Raw genomic sequence first — 15669 nt, 5'->3', positions numbered from 1 at the left:
TAGTTAACCGTACTATCCATGTATGCCCGAGCTGAGCCCCCGTCGACGGCAGCTGGTGCTGGCGATCTGCTGCATGAGTCTGCTGATCGTCAGTCTCGACAACACCGTCCTCAATGTCGCCCTGCCCTCCATGCAGAAGGAACTGCACGCCACCGTCGCGGGCATGCAGTGGACGATCGACGCCTACACCCTCGTCCTCGCCTCGCTGCTGATGCTCGCGGGCTCCACCGCCGACCGGATAGGCCGCCGGAAGATCTTCAAGATCGGGCTGGTCCTCTTCACCCTCGGCTCGGTGCTCTGCTCCCTGGCGCCGAACCTGGAGTCGCTGGTGGCGTTCCGGATGGTGCAGGCGGTGGGCGGCTCGATGCTCAACCCTGTCGCGATGTCGATCATCACCAACACCTTCACCGACCCGCGCGAGCGGGCCCGCGCCATCGGGGTGTGGGGCGGTGTCGTCGGCATCTCCATGGCGGCGGGCCCGGTGATCGGCGGCCTTTTGGTGGACTCGGTCGGCTGGCGGTCCATCTTCTGGATCAATCTGCCGGTCGGTCTCGTCGCGCTGCTGCTCACCTGGCGGTACGTCCCCGAGTCCCGCGCCCCGAAGCCGCGCCGCCCCGATCCGGTGGGGCAGCTGCTGGTGATCGGGCTGCTCGGTTCGCTGACGTACGCGATCATCGAGGCGCCCTCGGAGGGCTGGGACTCGCCGCGGATCCTGCTGTTCGCCGCGCTCGCCGGGTGCTCCCTGATCGGGCTGCTGCTGTACGAGCGGCGGCGTGCCGAGCCCCTGATCGATCTGCGCTTCTTCCGCAGTGCCCCGTTCAGCGGGGCCACCGTCATAGCGGTCTGCGCCTTCGCCGCGCTGAGCGGATTCCTCTTCCTCAACACCCTCTATCTGCAGAACGTGCGCGGGCTGAGCGCACTGCACGCCGGTCTGTACATGCTGCCGATGGCGGCCCTGACCTTTGTCTGCGCGCCCCTGTCGGGCCGGCTCGTCGGCAGCCGGGGGCCGCGGCTGTCGCTGCTGGTGGCGGGCGTGGCCATGACAGCGTGCGGGCTGTTGTTCGCCGCGTTCGACGCGGAGACGGACGACGTCCTGCTGTTCACCGGCTATGTGCTGTTCGGTCTCGGCTTCGGCATGGTGAACGCGCCGATCACCAACACGGCCGTCTCCGGGATGCCGCGCTCACAGGCCGGTGTGGCGGCGGCGGTCGCCTCGACCAGCCGGCAGATCGGTGGAACGCTCGGGGTCGCCGTGATCGGTGCGGTGCTGGCGGCGGGCGTGGCCGGTACCGGTTCGCCGCGCGGCGCCGAGTACGCGGCCGCCTTCGTGGACGCGAGCAAGCCCGCCTGGTGGATCCTCGCCGGGTGCGGGCTGTGCGTCCTGCTGGTGGGGGCGCTGACCAGTGGGCGCTGGGCGCTGGAGACGGCGCGCCGTACCGCGCAGCGGCTGGCGGCGCCGCCGGGTGTCCCCGCCGGGGATCAGGCGTCGGCGAGCTCCAGGGCCTGAGGGAACCCGCCCACCCGCCACGGACCACGCCCCACGAGACGTGCCGCCGAACGGGAAGAGAAAGCGGCAACCCAGCGCATCCGACACCGTTCGGGATGCGTCCAGTACGCAGCAGTGGGTCCGGGACCCACTGCTGCGCGCCGGCCAGGAACGGTGATGACGACGACTCAGCAGGCCGCGCCGGCCCTGGGTGTGGCCACGCTCGGCACGCTGTTCCTCTCCTTGGTCCCGGGCGCGGGCATGCGGGACGCGCTGGCCGTGACGCCGCTGGTGCGGCCGGCCGCGGTGGTGCTGACGACGCTGCTCAGTCTGCGGCTGCCGCGCGGGGTGGCGTGAGCACGGGGCGGCAACGGGGCACGGACAAGGGCGTGGGCCCGGATCACGAGGTGATCCGGGCCCACGGTCGTACGGGCGGCGAGGAGGCGTCAGCTCTGCGCCGGGGCGTCCTGCTCGGGCGCGCCCGAGCAGGCGGCGTCGTCCGCCGACGGCTCCGTCTGCGCGGCGGAGGATCCGGACTGTGCGCGCTCACGCATCTTGCGCAGCAGCTCCTGCTTCTGCTCGGCAGCCGTCTTGCGGTCGGCATTGCGCGCAGAGCCCGCGCCCTGCTGCTCGGCGCGGGACAGCTTCTTGCGCTGTCCGCCCACACCGAGGAGGTTGTTGCGGCTCTTGGCCACGGCGTTCTCCCATTCGTGGTGAGAAGTGAGGTCTGAAACGACCTGGAATCGGTCCGATGGGCGGCGGGTGGTCGGACCCGCCGCGCTCTCACTCGTAAATCTGGAAGAACGAAGACATGCCGGAACCGTACCCCGGCCCGGCGGGCCCCCGCACCCGGTTTTCGGCCGGTCCGCGCGCCGGTCCCTGCGCCCGGGTCCTCAGGCGGTCGGGTCGACCGTCGCCTGGTGGGCCTCGGTGAGATGTTCCTCGGCCTTGAGCCAGGGCAGGAACTGGACGCCCTTGCGCCAGCCGCAGGTGTCGCAGCTCAGCTGCCGCTGCATCCCCGACTTCCGTACATGGACGACATGTTCACGGCCGTGCTGATCCCATCTGCTGACCTTGCTCGTGGTCATGGACGGCATCCGAGCCTCCTGTTGACGCATTGACGCGTTGACGCAACTGCTCAGCGTGGACAGTGTGCAACGAAGCCCCCGGTTCCGTACGAGGAACCGGGGGCTTCGCCGTGAAACCGTGGTGCGTCAGCAGCCCAGCAGTCGGGCGCCGAGGTAGGCCTGGATCTGGTCCAGGGAGACGCGCTCCTGCTTCATGGTGTCGCGCTCGCGTACGGTCACCGCGTTGTCGTCGAGGGTGTCGAAGTCGACGGTGACGCAGAACGGCGTACCGATCTCGTCCTGACGACGGTAGCGGCGGCCGATGGCGCCCGCGTCGTCGAACTCGATGTTCCAGTTCTTCCGCAGGTCGGTCGCGAGGCCCTTGGCCTTCGGCGAGAGCTGCGGGTTGCGGGACAGCGGCAGGACGGCGACCTTGACCGGCGCAAGGCGCGGGTCGAGACGCATCACGGTGCGCTTCTCCATGACACCCTTGGCGTTGGGCGCCTCGTCCTCGATGTAGGCGTCGAGGAGGAAGGCCAGCATCGAACGGCCGACACCGGCCGCAGGCTCGATGACGTACGGAGTCCAGCGCTCGCCGGCCTCCTGGTCGAAGAACGTCAGATCCGTGCCGGAAGCGGCGGAGTGGGCCTTGAGGTCGTAGTCCGTGCGGTTGGCGACGCCCTCCAGCTCGCCCCACTCGCTGCCGCCGAAGCGGAAGCGGTACTCGATGTCAGCGGTGCGCTTGGAGTAGTGGGAGAGCTTCTCCTTCGGGTGCTCGAACCACCGCATGTTCTCCTCGCGCAGGCCCAGGTCCGTGTACCAGTTCCAGCGCTGCTCCATCCAGTACTCCTGCCACTGCTCGTCCTCGCCCGGCTTGACGAAGAACTCCATCTCCATCTGCTCGAACTCGCGGGTGCGGAAGATGAAGTTGCCCGGAGTGATCTCGTTCCGGAAGGACTTGCCCATCTGGGCGATACCGAACGGCGGCTTCTTGCGCGAAGTCTGCTGCACCTGGCCGAAGTTGGTGAAGATGCCCTGGGCGGTCTCGGGACGCAGATAGGCGACCGAGCCGGAGTCCTGGGTCGGGCCGAGGTGGGTGGAGAGCAGACCCGAGAACTGCTTGGGCTCGGTGAAGGTGCCCTTGTTGCCGCAGTTGGGGCAGTTGAGCTCGGTCAGGCCGTTCGCGGGCACGTGGCCGTGCTTCTCCTCGTACGCCTCCTCCAGGTGGTCGGCGCGGAAGCGCTTGTGACAGGAGGTGCACTCGGTCAGCGGGTCCGTGAACGTGGCGACGTGGCCGGAGGCAACCCAGACCTCGGGGGCCAGGATGACCGACGAGTCGAGTCCGACCACGTCCTCGCGCGAGGTGACCATGTAGCGCCACCACTGGCGCTTGAGGTTCTCCTTCAGCTCGACGCCCAGCGGCCCGTAGTCCCAGGCGGCGCGCTGACCACCGTAGATCTCACTGCAGGGATAGACGAAGCCACGGCGCTTGCTCAGGCTGACGATGGAGTCGATCTTGTCGGCGGCCACGGTGCTCTCTTCATTACGACGACGAAATTGGACAGGGGTGGCGCGAAGCGCCTCGATGGGGGGTGGTGGTCGGGAGACGGGCGGGCGAATGCTTCAGATTACCGGCGGGCACGCCCCTTGGATCAAATCGGTATCGGCGCAGTCGGCCGAGGGGTCATCTCATCAGCCTTGTTGACAATCGTTTCCAGTTTTGTTGAAAATGACTGTCATGAACGTAAGCCGCCTCATACCCACAGCCGCCGTCGCCGGAGCAGTCGTCCTCGGCCTCACCGCCCTCACCGCCTGCTCCGCCTCGGATGCCGCCGACCACAAGAACGGCGACAAGCTGAATGTGGTGGCCTCGTTCTATCCGATGCAGTTCCTGGCCGAGCAGATCGGCGGGAAGCACGTCTCGGTCACCACGCTGACCAAGCCGGGGGTCGAGCCGCACGATCTGGAGCTCACCCCGCGGCAGATCGGCGGACTCGGCGACGCCGACTACATCCTGTACCTCAAGGGCATCCAGCCCGCCGTCGACGACGCCATCAAACAGTCCGGCTCGAAGGACGTCGTCGACGCCTCGACCCTCACCGTGCTGGAAGACCACGGCACGGAGACCGGCGCCGACGAGCACGGTCATGAGCACCACGGCGACGAGGCCGGAGCCGACCCCCACATCTGGCTGGACCCGGTGAAGTACGCCGAGGTCGCCAAGGGCGTCGGAAAGTCCCTGGAGAAGACCGACCCCGACCACGCCGCGGACTACCGCAAGAACACGGACGCGCTGGTCAACAAGCTCGACGCGCTGAACACGGCGTACGAGACGGGCCTGAAGGACACCGCGACCAAGACCTTCATCACCACCCACTCCGCCTTCGGGTACCTCGCGGAGCGCTACGGCCTGACCCAGGAGGGCATCGCCGGCGTCGACCCCGAGGCCGAGCCCAGCCCCGCCCGGATCAGCGAGATCCACACCGTCGCGAAGAAGAACAAGGTCACCACCGTATTCTTCGAGACGCTCGCCAGCGACAAGACCGCGAAGACCCTCGCCAAGGACACCGGCCTGAAGACCGACGTCCTGGACCCGCTGGAGGGAATCACGGACAAGTCCAAGGGCGATGACTACATCGAGGTCATGCAGTCCAATCTCGCCGCCCTGCAGAAGGCGCTCGGCGCGAAGTGACCCACGTAACACCCACTACAGCAGCATCGGAGACGCTCATGTCCGAGCCCGGGAGCACCACGACCGAACCCGTGATAGCCCTGCGCGGCGCCACGGCCACGCTCGGCGCGCGTCCGGTGCTGCGCGGCATCGACCTGACCGTCCACCGCGGCGAGGTCGCCGCCCTGCTCGGCGCCAACGGCTCGGGCAAGTCGACCGCCGTACGCTCCGTCATCGGCCAGGTCCCGCTCACCGGCGGCTCCATCGAGCTGTTCGGCACCCCGCTGCGCCGCTTCCGCAGCTGGGCGCGCATCGGTTACGTACCCCAGCGCACCACGGCGGCCGGCGGGGTGCCCGCCACGATCCGTGAGGTCGTCTCCTCCGGGCGCCTGTCCCGTACGAAGCTGGGGCTGCTCCGCAAGGCCGACCGGGCCGCCGTCGACCGGGCCATCGAACTCGTGGGCCTCGCCGACCGGGCCAGGGACTCCGTGAACGCGCTCTCCGGCGGGCAGCACCAGCGGGTGCTGATCGCCCGGGCGCTGGCCGCCGAACCGGAGCTGCTGATCATGGACGAGCCGATGGCCGGCGTCGACCTGGCCAGCCAGGAGATCCTCGCCGCGACGCTCCGCGAACAGGTCGCGGCCGGCACCACGGTGCTGCTCGTGCTGCATGAGCTCGGCCCGCTGGAGCCGCTGATCGACCGCGCGATCGTGCTGCGCGACGGCTGTGTGATGCACGACGGGCCGCCCCCGAAGGCGCTGGGCCAGCACGCCCTGCCCGGACACGACCATGTACACCCCCACGCGGCCTCCGAGCCCGTCCGGACGGGACTGCTGAGCTGATCATGGAATTCCTCGACCCTCCGTTCATGCAGCGGGCACTGCTCGCCGCCGTACTGGTCGGCGTCATCGCCCCCGCCGTCGGCATCTATCTCGTCCAGCGCCGCCAGGCCCTGATGGGCGACGGCATCGGCCATATCGCGATGACCGGTGTCGGCCTCGGTTTCCTGCTCTCCACCAGCCCTGTGTGGATGGCCACGGCGGTCGCCGTCGTCGGCGCCGTCGTGATGGAGCTGATCCGCTGGTACGGGCGCACCCGCGGCGACATCGCGCTGGCCATGCTGTTCTACGGCGGTATGGCGGGCGGTGTCCTGCTGATCAACCTCTCCGACACCGGCTCCAACGCCAACCTCACCTCGTATCTCTTCGGCTCCCTCTCCACGGTCTCCACCGAGGACATCACCGCGATCTGTCTGCTGGCCGCCTTCGTGCTGCTGGTGACGCTGGGGCTGCGCCGGCAGCTGTTCGCGGTCAGCCAGGACGAGGAGTTCGCCCGGGTCACCGGGCTGCCGGTGCGCGCGCTGAATCTGCTGGTCGCCGTGACGGCGGCGGTGACGGTCACCGTGGCGATGCGGGTCGTCGGGCTGCTGCTCGTCAGCGCGCTGATGGTGGTGCCGGTCGCGGCCGCGCAGCAGATCTCCAGGTCCTTCAAGGTGACGTTCGTACTGTCCGTCGTCATCGGTACGGCGGTGACCCTGGCCGGCACCGTGACCTCGTACTACCAGGACGTCCCGCCCGGCGCCACGATCGTGCTGCTGGCCATCGTGGTCTTCGTCGTCCTGACGCTGCTCGCGACCCCGCTGGCCAGAAGGCGCGCCCGTCGGAGCGAAGCGGCGTCCGAGGAGTGCACTCTTGAGGTACCGGCCTCCCGCCCGGCCACGGACGAACTCCGGGTTTGACCGTGATGCCCGGACGGGCTGGCACAATGGCCCGACACAAGTACGGGCGACACGAGGAGGCTGCTGTGGCGACGGCGCCGATCAGTGGAACGAACGCGGCCCCAGTACGCGGCCGGTCGACCCGGCAGCGGGCGGCGGTGGCTGCGGCGCTCGACGAGGTGGATGAGTTCCGCAGCGCCCAGGAGCTGCACGATGTGCTCAAGCACCGCGGTGACTCGGTCGGGCTGACCACCGTCTACCGCACGCTTCAGTCCCTCGCCGATGCGGGCGAGGTCGATGTGCTGCGCACCACGGACGGCGAGTCCGTGTACCGGCGCTGCTCGACCGGCGACCACCACCACCATCTGGTGTGCCGGATGTGCGGCAAGGCCGTGGAGGTCGAGGGGCCCGCGGTGGAGCAGTGGGCGGAGACGATCGCCGCGCAGCACGGGTATGTGAACGTGGCCCACACCGTGGAGATCTTCGGGACGTGCGCGGAGTGCGCGAGCGTGAAGGGATGACGGCCCGGGGGCGGCGCCCCCGGACCTCCCTGCCTCAGCCCTTCGGCTCCTGGGCCGCCTCCACCGCACCGCCGAAGCGCCGGTCCCGCTGGGCGAACTCCAGGCATGCCCGCCACAGGTCGCGACGGTCGAAGTCCGGCCAGAGCACGTCCTGGAAGACCATCTCGGCGTATGCGCTCTGCCAGATCAGGTAGTTGGACGTGCGCTGCTCGCCGCTGGGACGGACGAAGAGGTCGACGTCCGGCATGTCCGGGTAGTAGATGTACTTCGCGAACGTCTTCTCGTTGACCTTGGACGGGTCCAGCTTCCCGGCCGCGACGTCCTGCGCGATGCGCTGCGCGGCGTCGGCGATCTCGGCCCGGCCGCCGTAGTTGACGCAGAAGTACAGCGTCATCTTGTCGTTGTCCTTCGTCTGCTCCTGGGCGACCTGGAGCTCCTGGACGACGGACTTCCACAGCTTCGGCATGCGCCCCACCCAGCGGATGCGGATGCCCAGTTCGTCCATCTCGTCGCGGCGGCGGCGGATGACGTCCCGGTTGAAGTTCATCAGGAACTTCACCTCCTCCGGGGACCGCTTCCAGTTCTCGGTGGAGAACGCGTACAGCGAGAGGTTCTTGACGCCCATCTCGATGCAGCCCTTGAGAACGTCCATGACGACGCCCTCGCCGACCTTGTGGCCCTCGGTGCGCGGGAGGCCGCGTTCCTTGGCCCAGCGGCCGTTGCCGTCCATCACGACGGCGACGTGTTTGGGCACCAGCTCGCCGGGGATCTTCGGGGGCGTGGCACCGGAAGGGTGCGGCTCCGGGGTCTTGTAGTCGCGCCGGTTACGGCCGCCGAGCATCCCGCGTACTGCCATGAGCTTCTCTCGTCTCTCTGTGTCACCTGGTAATCGGAGGATGCCCGTATCTTCAGGCCCGGGAGGAATCCGGCTTCCCTCGTAGCGGGGCAACGGTAGGGGAATCGCCGCTAGGCGATGCCCCGTCCACCGTAACGTCACTGAGGCCGCCCTCGATCAGGTGCAGGATCTCGGAGTTGATCGACCGCCGGTCTGCGGCCGCCTGGACCGTCAGTCGTGCGTGCAAGTCATCTGGGATACGCAGAGCGAAACGGATCATGACGTTATTATGACGTCATGGCGACATCAAGGGAAGCCGAGGTGACCGAGTGCGCCCGGTACACCTACCGGCTTCGCGTGTCGCCCACCGCTCACACCGCTCTGAACGCTGAGTGGGACTGCTGCCGGTGGATCTGGAACGAGTGCGTGGCAAAGTCGAAGGCCGTCCACGCGCTCAGCCGGGCGACGGGCGAGAAGTTGACGTGCGGCCCGGCACAGCTCGACAAGATGCTGACAGAGGCCCGCGCCCACACTCCATGGCTAGCCAAGGGCTCCTCGGTACCTCAGCAGCAGGTCATCCGGGATTTCGCGAAGTCCCGGGCAAAGGCACTGAAGGACGTCAAGGCCCGGCTGCCCATGCACCGTCGGGCCGGAATGCCCAAGTACAGGAAGAAGTACGAGGCGCTTCCCACGCTGAACTACACCCGTCGGGGGTTTCGCCTCAAGGACCGGCGCCTGCATCTCGCCGGAGGCATCACCTTGACCGTGGTGTGGTCGCGAGAGCTGCCCGCCACACCGTCCAGTGTGCGCGTATACCAGGACGCTCTGGGCCACTGGTACGCCTCCTTCGTCGTCCCCACTCGAGTGGATCCCCTTCCGCCGACCGGTGCAGTGCTCGGGATCGACTGGGGCGTGAAAGAGACCGCCACCACCACAAACGACGCCTACGACCTTCCCCACGCCCAGCACGGGCGAGGCGCTCAGGTGAAACTAACCCGCTACCAGCGGATGACGGCCCAACGCCGCCCCGCCGGAGGACGGGCCGCCTCCAAGGGCTACCGCAAGGCGAAGAGGCAGACGGCGAAGCTGCACAAGAAGGTGGCTCGGCAGCGACAGGACACCGGTCGCAAGTGGGCCAAGAAGGTGGTACGCGCCCACGATGCCTTGGCCATCGAGGACTTCCGCCCGAAGTTCCTCGCACGGTCGACCATGGCACGCAAGGCGGCCGACGCCGCGATCGGCACCACGAAACAGACTCTGATCGAGATGGCCCGCAAGCACGGTCGGGACGTCCACCTCGTACACCCCGCGCACACCACCATGGACTGCGCACAGTGCGGAGCGAGAACCAAGCACGCACTCCCCCTCTCCGAAAGGACATACACCTGCACCGCGTGCGGAGCCGTATCCCCCAGGGATAAGAACTCCGCCCGCGTCATGCTGATCCGGGCTGGTCTCGTACCCGGCTGGTGCTGATCGTGCAAGACCTGCGCGCCCGCCGGGCCGCAGGCAGCGTGAGCCAGGAATCCCCCTCGTTCGCGAGGGGGAGGAGTCAATTCTCTACGTACCGCAGTGAGCGCAGCCCGCGCTCCAGATGCCAGTGCAGGTAGGCGGACACCAGTCCGCTCCCCTCCCTGACATGACGCGCCTCGCACGCGTCCGCCGTGTCCCAGTCGCCGGTGAGCAACGCGCTCAGCAGCGTGACGGCCTCAGCCGAGGGTACGACGCTGCCGGGCACCCGGCAGTCGCCGCATATGACGCCGCCCGCCGCGACGGAGAAGAAACGGTTCGGTCCGGGCATTCCGCACTTCGCGCAGTCCTCGAAGCTGGGTGCGTAGCCGTTGACGGCGAGCGAACGCAGCAGGAACGCGTCGAGGATGAGATGCGGCTCGTGTTCACCGCGGGCGAGGGTGCGCAGCCCTCCGACGAGCAGCAGGTACTGCTGAACCGCGGGCTCGCCCTCGTGGTCGGTGAACCGCTCGGCGGTCTCCAGCATCGCGGTGCCCGCGGTGTAGCGGGCGTAATCGGTGACGATGCCGCCGCCGTACGGGGCGATCGTCTCGCTCTGGGTGCAGAGCGGCAGACCGCGGCCGATCAGCTCGCTGCCCCGGGCGAAGAACTGCACATCGACGTGGGAGAAAGGTTCCAGCCGTGCCCCGAACTTGGACTTCGTACGCCGCACGCCGCGCGCGACGGCCCGCACCCGGCCGTGGCCGCGGGTCAGGATCGTGATGATCCGGTCGGCCTCGCCCAGCTTCTGCGTGCGCAGCACCACGCCGTCGTCCCGGAACAAGCTCATGCGTCCATTGTCCGGTACGGGAACGGCTCATCGGGCCCGCCCCCCGGGCCGGGGCCACTCACTTTCCGTCCGCCCCGCCGGCGGCCGGCACGACCAGCCCCGATTCGTACGCGACGATCACCAGCTGGGCACGGTCGCGGGCGCCGACCTTGCCCATGATCCGGCTGACATGGGTCTTCGCGGTGAGCGGGCTGAGGCCGAGCGTCTCGGCGATCTCGGCGTTGTTCAGCCCGCGCCCGACGAGGCAGAGCACCTGACGCTCCCGTTCGGAGAGGCGGTCCGGACCGCCCGGCACTCCGGCGGGCGGGGTCCGGGGGCTGCTCAGCACCTTGGCGATGAGCCGGGCGGTCGGCCCGGGCGAGAGCAGGGACTCGCCCGCCGCCACGGTCCTGATGGCGGCCAGGAGCTCGGCGGGCCTGGTGTCCTTGACGAGAAAGCCGGAGGCGCCCGCGCGCAGTGCGTCGACGATGTGTTCATCGGTGTCGTATGTGGTCAGGACCAGCACCTTCACTCCGGCGAGGTGTTCGTCGGCGGCGATGCGGCGGGTGGCCTCGATGCCGTCGAGCTCGGGCATCCGGATGTCCATGACGACGAGGTCGGGCCGGTGCGCGCGGGTCAGCTCGACGGCTTCGAGACCGTTGCTCGCCTGACCGACGACCTCCATGTCCCGGTCGGACTCGACGAGCATCGCGAAGGCCGCCCGTACCAGGGTCTGGTCGTCGGCGAGCAGTACGCGGATCATGGTGTGGCCTCCACCTCCTGGAACGGCAGCAGCGCCGAGACCTCGAAGCCGCCTCCGGGGCGGGGGCCCGCGTCCAGCGTGCCGCCCGTGCTGCGGGCCCGTTCCCGCATGCCCACAATGCCGAACCCGGGTACGGAGCCGTCCTTCGGGGGTCCTGTGCCGTCGTCGGTGACGGTGACCCTCAGCGCGTTGCCGCCGTCCGGTGCCACGGCGACCCTGACCTGTACACCGGCTCCCGCGTGCCGTACCGCGTTGGTCAGCGACTCCTGCACGATGCGGTAGGCGGCCGCGCCGGTCGCCGGGGCGAGCCGGCCGGCCGGGGTGCGTACCGCGAGGTCGACGTGTGCCCCGGCCGCCTCGGCGGCCCGTACGAGACTGGGCAGCGCCGCCAGATCGGGCAGCGGGCCTTCCGCGTCGTGCCGGCCGTGACTGTCGTGCCGGCCGTCGCGCAACACCTCCAGGGTGGTGCGCAGCTCGGCCCGGGCCTCGCGGCAGGTGTCGGCGATGTCCTCCAGCGATGCGGCGATCGCGCGCCGGTCGAGCCGGTCCGGGGCGACGGTCAGGATGTGCGACGCCACCGAGGTCTGGACGCCGATGAGGGTGATGCTGTGGGCCAGCAGATCGTGCAGATCGCGGGCGATCCGCAGCCGTTCCTCGGCGACCCGCCGCCGGGCCTCCTCCTCACGGGTGCGCTCGGCGCGTTCGGCGCGTTCCAGCACGGAGGCCATGTACTGGCGGTAGACACGCATGTCGACGCCGCAGAACAGCACGGCGACGATCCAGCCGGAGATGCGCAGCAGTTGCAGGCCCTGATGGGTGTTGATGGTGAGCACCACCGTCACCATGACGGACAGGACGCCGACCCCGGTCAGCACCGTGCGCAGCGGACGGCCGGTCACGGCCACGGTGTAGAGGGCGATCCAGGTCTGCGGCATCGGTGCCGTGTGCGCGTTGTCGAGCGCGTGGTACGGGACGAGGAGCGGGATCATGGCGAGCAGCGCGAGCAGCGGGTGGCGCCGCCGCCAGACGATCGGCACGGCGCTCGCGATGAGCAGCGCCCAGCCGAGTGCGTCGGGCGACCGGGCGGGGTCGGTGAGAAGGGCGAGCACGACGGAGAGCGCACCGGCGCCCCCGGCTATGAGGGCGTCGGTGCGCGTCTTGTGCGGCGCTTCCATGGGGTCGCGGTTGACGACGGCCATGATGCGCTCACGACGGCGCGTGGTTCGGGACACGCTTGCCATCCTCCGGTACGGGTGGGTGAACCGTCAGGCGGTTGTGAGGAGTTCGGGTTCGCGGGGGCCGTCCGGTGCGGCGGGGGTCCGGCTGAGCGCGCCCGGCCACCAGATCTTCCGCTGGAGTGCCACGCTCGCCGAGGTGACCAGGTAGGTGCGGACGAGGAAGGTGTCGAGAAGTACGCCGACGGCGATGACGAAGCCCATCTGGACCAGGCTCACCATCGGCATGTTCAGCAGGACCGCGAAGGTGGCCGCGAGCACCAGGCCCGCCGAGGCGATCACCGCGCCCGTGGTGCGCAGTGCGGTGAGTGCGGCGGCTGTCGGTGCGGTGCCGGAGAGGGTCTCCTCGCGGACCCGGTGCATCAGGAAGATGCCGTAGTCGACGCCGAGTGCCACCAGGAAGACGAAGGACAGCAGCGGCAGCCCGGGGTCGGTGCCCTTCATTCCGAGGAGCGGTTCGAAGACGAGTCCGCCGATGCCGAGCGAGGCACCCCACACCGCGACGACGGCGGCGGCCAGCAGCAGCGGAGCGACGAGGCTGCGCAGCAGTGCGATCAGGATCATCAGGACGGAGATCAGGACGAGCGGGACGACGATCCTGAGATCCCGGGCGTTGGCCGTCTCCGCGTCCATCTGCTGGGCGCTGGGCCCGCCGACGTGGCTGCCGTCCAGGGAGTCGCGCAGGGCCTCGATGGTCGCCCGCTCCCCCGCGGACTCGGGCCGGCCGGTGGCGACGACGGACAGTTCGGTCCAGCCACCGCCGCTGCGGCCGCGTTCGACGGCGGCGACGCCCTCGGTGGCACGGGCCTTCGCCAGGGCCGCCCCGGCCCGTTCGGTGGGGGTGATCACGGTGATCGGCTGGGTGGAGCGTCCTGGGTAGGCGGCGGCGAGGGTCTCCATCGCCACGATCGAGTCCGGCTTGCTGGAGAAGGAGTCCTCCTGCTTGAGATCGCCGGGCAGGTTGAACGTACCGAGCGCCAGCGCGCCCAGCAGTACGCCCCCGCAGGCGAGCACGGCCAGCGGCCTGCGCCCGGCCGAGCCGCCCATCGCGGCGAACAGCGAACGACGCTGCTTGGGCAGGCTGCCGTACGCGGGGACGAGCGGCCAGAACACCCGGCGGCCGAGCAGCACCAGTAGCGCCGGCAGCAGCGTCGTCATGGCGAGCAGTGCGCAGAGCACCCCGACGGCGGCGATGGGACCCATGCCCCGGCTGCTGGTGAGGTCGGCGGCGAGGAGGCACAGCAGACCGGCGGCGACGGTGCCGGAGGAGGCGATGACCGCGGGCCCGCAGCCGCGCAGGGCGGCCACCATGGCGTCGTACGGCCGGTCGGTGCGGGTCAGTTCCTCCCGGTAGCGGGAGACGAGCAGCAACGCGTAGTCGGTGCCCGCGCCGAAGACGAGGATGGTCATCACGGCGGAACTCTGGCCGGTGACGGTGATGTCGAAGCCTCGGTTGAGTCCGTACACGACGGCCATGGACAGGGCGTCGGCGACGCCCGCGACGACGAGCGGCACCAGCCACAGCAGCGGGCTGCGGTAGATGAGGATCAGCAGGATCGCCACGACGGCGACGGTCGTGTAGAGCAGCGGGCCGCCGAGGGACTCGTAGACCTTCTGCGCGTCGGTGTTCAGCGCCCCGGGGCCGCCGACGTCGACGCTCAGTCCGCCGCCGCCCTCGGCGACCGCGCGCACCTCGTCGACGAAGGCGGTCCTGGCGTCGTCGTCCTGTCCCGGCTCGGTGGAGGAGACCGGGTACATCAGGGTCGTGCCGTCCTCGGACGGGACGGGGCTCGGTGTCCTGGTGAGTGCGTGGCCGCGGGCGACCTCGGCGGTCTGCTCGGCGGCCAGGGTCCGGTCGGCGGCGGTCAGTCCGCCGTCGCGGTGGTAGACGAGGACGAGTTCGGTGGCCTCGCCGCCGGGCAGCGCGTCCTGGATCTTCGCCACCTGGGTGGAGTCGGCGCTCGCCGGGAGGTAGTCGACGGCGCGGTTGGTCTGTACACCGCCGAGCTTGGCCGCCAGCGGCCCGGCAAGCGCGATCGCGGCGACCCAAAGGGCAAGGATCGCCCAGGGCAGCACGCGCCGCCGGTCGCGTGGCCGCGACCGTGTGCCATTTGGTTTCACTGCGGCCCTCATGACGGGCCCCCCTTTCCGCCGGGTGTCTGGTTCCTCTCCAGACTCCCGGCGGAAAGCGGACGGTACGTCGCGCCCGGGGCCGACTTCGCGGCTACTGCCACGGTGGGCGCACGGGGCCGATTACTCCCGCGGGAGTACGCGCCCGGTGCAGACGGGGCCGTTCAGGAGGGGGTACGTGCCGCTGCGGCGAGCAGCCGGGCCGTGTCCTCGGCGCAGAGCTGCAGCGCCGCGCCGACCGTGGCCAGCACCTCGCGCTCCGCCTGCCCGTACGGGCCGTCGGCGAGGGCGATCCTGGCGCCCTGCAGCAGGATCGACTCGCGTCCGGCGGGGGCCAGATGCGGGGCGAGGGGTTCCAGCGCCTCGTGCAGTTCGATGGCGAGGGCCGCTCCGCAGGCCTCGGCCGCCGGGTCGAAGGCGGAGCCGTTGCCGATGTCGGCGGAGAGGACCTCGACGACGGTGGAGAGCTGTTCCTCCGTGCAGTCGTCGAATCCGGCGTCGCGCACGGTGGCGGCCGCGGTCTCCAGAACCGTACGGGAGGTGGTGCCGCCGGCCGCGAGGACGCCGAGCGCGACCGTGTGGACGGCGTCCCGGAGCATGGCGGAGAACCGGGTGGTGGTGGGGTGGTCGAGCACATCGGTGTCGAACTGCGCCCGGCAGGCGGCGCATTCGACGACGGGGCCCGCGGTGCCGCGACGCAGCATCGGCACGCCGAGTACCGCGAAGCGGCGACGGCCGGTGAGCCGACGGTAGTTGCGGTCGCCGCCGCAGCCGGGGCAGAAGAACTCGCCGTCACCGACGGTGTCCCAGATGGTGCGGATGCCGCAGATACGCAGCTTCATGGCGCGTTGTCCCAGGGCTGACCGCACGTCGCACACCTCCGTAACGCTCCGGCAACATTGCCGCGTGGACGTGATGTTAACCACAGTCGGGATGTGACGTCAGCACCTCGATCGTCACAACCGC

15 protein-coding genes and 2 pseudogenes are annotated in these 15669 nt (G+C 69.7%); 7 read left to right on the top strand and 10 right to left on the bottom strand.

Features of this window, described 5'->3' with window-relative positions:
- The first annotated feature begins 22 nt into the window (after positions 1-22).
- Positions 23-1507, top strand: coding sequence for an MFS transporter (locus OG609_RS27960; protein WP_327275348.1), 1485 nt, complete (start codon positions 23-25; stop codon positions 1505-1507).
- A gap of 147 nt (positions 1508-1654) precedes the next feature.
- Positions 1655-1843 (top strand): annotated as a pseudogene (locus tag OG609_RS27955) (MFS transporter); the annotation flags it as partial.
- An 89-nt stretch (positions 1844-1932) separates the two neighbouring features.
- On the opposite strand, the gene OG609_RS27950 reads toward OG609_RS27955, so the two are convergent.
- The 3 genes from OG609_RS27950 to OG609_RS27940 all read right to left on the bottom strand — a co-directional run bounded on the left by OG609_RS27950 (position 1933) and on the right by OG609_RS27940 (position 4083).
- The gene (locus OG609_RS27950) at positions 1933-2181 is read right to left on the bottom strand and encodes a DUF6243 family protein (RefSeq protein ID WP_327275347.1); all 249 of its coding nucleotides are present in this window, start codon (positions 2179-2181) and stop codon (positions 1933-1935) included.
- A gap of 198 nt (positions 2182-2379) precedes the next feature.
- Positions 2380-2583, bottom strand: a complete 204-nt coding sequence (locus OG609_RS27945; RefSeq protein WP_327275346.1) for a hypothetical protein — start codon at positions 2581-2583, stop codon at positions 2380-2382.
- 117 nt (positions 2584-2700) lie between these two features.
- Positions 2701-4083, bottom strand: coding sequence for a glycine--tRNA ligase (locus OG609_RS27940; protein WP_327275345.1), 1383 nt, complete (start codon positions 4081-4083; stop codon positions 2701-2703).
- Positions 4084-4291: 208 nt separating this feature from the next.
- Between OG609_RS27940 and OG609_RS27935 the strand changes: the two genes are divergently transcribed.
- The 4 genes from OG609_RS27935 (at position 4292) to OG609_RS27920 (ending at position 7462) form a co-directional block, all read left to right on the top strand.
- Positions 4292-5245, top strand: a complete 954-nt coding sequence (locus OG609_RS27935; protein ID WP_327275344.1) for a metal ABC transporter substrate-binding protein — start codon at positions 4292-4294, stop codon at positions 5243-5245.
- 38 nt (positions 5246-5283) lie between these two features.
- Complete coding sequence (locus OG609_RS27930) at positions 5284-6066, top strand: metal ABC transporter ATP-binding protein (protein WP_327275343.1); 783 nt, start codon at positions 5284-5286, stop codon at positions 6064-6066.
- Between the two features lie 2 nt (positions 6067-6068).
- On the top strand, positions 6069-6962 hold the full coding sequence (locus OG609_RS27925) for a metal ABC transporter permease (RefSeq protein WP_266361625.1): 894 nt from the start codon (positions 6069-6071) through the stop codon (positions 6960-6962).
- A gap of 65 nt (positions 6963-7027) precedes the next feature.
- Positions 7028-7462, top strand: a complete 435-nt coding sequence (locus tag OG609_RS27920; protein ID WP_327275342.1) for a Fur family transcriptional regulator — start codon at positions 7028-7030, stop codon at positions 7460-7462.
- A gap of 34 nt (positions 7463-7496) precedes the next feature.
- On the opposite strand, the gene OG609_RS27915 is transcribed toward OG609_RS27920, so the two are convergent.
- Both OG609_RS27915 and OG609_RS27910 read right to left on the bottom strand, forming a co-directional pair.
- Entirely contained in the window at positions 7497-8318 is an 822-nt protein-coding gene (locus tag OG609_RS27915; protein ID WP_327275341.1) for an isoprenyl transferase, read from the bottom strand.
- A gap of 52 nt (positions 8319-8370) precedes the next feature.
- Positions 8371-8577, bottom strand: a complete 207-nt coding sequence (locus OG609_RS27910; RefSeq protein WP_327275340.1) for a FitA-like ribbon-helix-helix domain-containing protein — start codon at positions 8575-8577, stop codon at positions 8371-8373.
- 17 nt (positions 8578-8594) lie between these two features.
- Between OG609_RS27910 and OG609_RS27905 the strand changes: the two are divergent.
- Positions 8595-9873: pseudogene (locus OG609_RS27905) on the top strand (RNA-guided endonuclease InsQ/TnpB family protein).
- Here the strand turns inward: OG609_RS27905 and recO are convergent.
- The 5 genes from recO to OG609_RS27880 all read right to left on the bottom strand — a co-directional run bounded on the left by recO (position 9850) and on the right by OG609_RS27880 (position 15545).
- Entirely contained in the window at positions 9850-10596 is a 747-nt protein-coding gene (gene recO / locus OG609_RS27900) for a DNA repair protein RecO (RefSeq protein ID WP_327275339.1), read from the bottom strand. The pseudogene OG609_RS27905 and the gene recO overlap by 24 nt on opposite strands.
- A 58-nt stretch (positions 10597-10654) precedes the next feature.
- Entirely contained in the window at positions 10655-11338 is a 684-nt protein-coding gene (locus OG609_RS27895; protein WP_327275338.1) for a response regulator transcription factor, read from the bottom strand.
- A complete protein-coding gene (locus OG609_RS27890; RefSeq protein WP_327275337.1) occupies positions 11335-12579 on the bottom strand; it encodes a sensor histidine kinase in 1245 nt (414 codons plus the stop codon). The genes OG609_RS27895 and OG609_RS27890 overlap by 4 nt, the downstream gene beginning before the upstream one ends.
- A gap of 24 nt (positions 12580-12603) precedes the next feature.
- A complete protein-coding gene (locus OG609_RS27885; protein ID WP_327275336.1) occupies positions 12604-14706 on the bottom strand; it encodes an MMPL family transporter in 2103 nt (700 codons plus the stop codon).
- Positions 14707-14867: 161 nt separating this feature from the next.
- Positions 14868-15545 carry a TerB family tellurite resistance protein gene (locus OG609_RS27880; protein ID WP_327275335.1) on the bottom strand — a complete coding sequence of 226 codons (678 nt, stop codon included), beginning with the start codon at positions 15543-15545 and terminating at the stop codon, positions 14868-14870.
- Positions 15546-15669 lie beyond the last annotated feature (124 nt).

Origin of the sequence: Streptomyces sp. NBC_01224 (assembly GCF_036002945.1) — a bacterium.
Classification (GTDB): domain Bacteria; phylum Actinomycetota; class Actinomycetes; order Streptomycetales; family Streptomycetaceae; genus Streptomyces.
The sequence above is the reverse complement of the archived record's forward strand: the minus strand, read 5'-3'. Positions and strand labels throughout refer to the sequence as shown.

Excerpts from the sequence above, each read along its gene's own strand:
- OG609_RS27960 (WP_327275348.1), top strand. The coding sequence starts at position 23 with ATGCCCGAGCTGAGCCCCCGTCGACGGCAGCTGGTGCTGGCGATCTGC.
- OG609_RS27945 (WP_327275346.1), bottom strand. The coding sequence starts at position 2,583 with ATGCCGTCCATGACCACGAGCAAGGTCAGCAGATGGGATCAGCACGGC.
- OG609_RS27935 (WP_327275344.1), top strand. The coding sequence starts at position 4,292 with ATGAACGTAAGCCGCCTCATACCCACAGCCGCCGTCGCCGGAGCAGTC.
- OG609_RS27930 (WP_327275343.1), top strand. The coding sequence starts at position 5,284 with ATGTCCGAGCCCGGGAGCACCACGACCGAACCCGTGATAGCCCTGCGC.
- OG609_RS27925 (WP_266361625.1), top strand. The coding sequence starts at position 6,069 with ATGGAATTCCTCGACCCTCCGTTCATGCAGCGGGCACTGCTCGCCGCC.
- OG609_RS27915 (WP_327275341.1), bottom strand. The coding sequence starts at position 8,318 with ATGGCAGTACGCGGGATGCTCGGCGGCCGTAACCGGCGCGACTACAAG.
- OG609_RS27910 (WP_327275340.1), bottom strand. The coding sequence starts at position 8,577 with ATGATCCGTTTCGCTCTGCGTATCCCAGATGACTTGCACGCACGACTG.
- recO (WP_327275339.1), bottom strand. The coding sequence starts at position 10,596 with ATGAGCTTGTTCCGGGACGACGGCGTGGTGCTGCGCACGCAGAAGCTG.
- OG609_RS27895 (WP_327275338.1), bottom strand. The coding sequence starts at position 11,338 with ATGATCCGCGTACTGCTCGCCGACGACCAGACCCTGGTACGGGCGGCC.
- OG609_RS27890 (WP_327275337.1), bottom strand. The coding sequence starts at position 12,579 with ATGGCAAGCGTGTCCCGAACCACGCGCCGTCGTGAGCGCATCATGGCC.
- OG609_RS27885 (WP_327275336.1), bottom strand. The coding sequence starts at position 14,706 with ATGAGGGCCGCAGTGAAACCAAATGGCACACGGTCGCGGCCACGCGAC.
- OG609_RS27880 (WP_327275335.1), bottom strand. The coding sequence starts at position 15,545 with ATGAAGCTGCGTATCTGCGGCATCCGCACCATCTGGGACACCGTCGGT.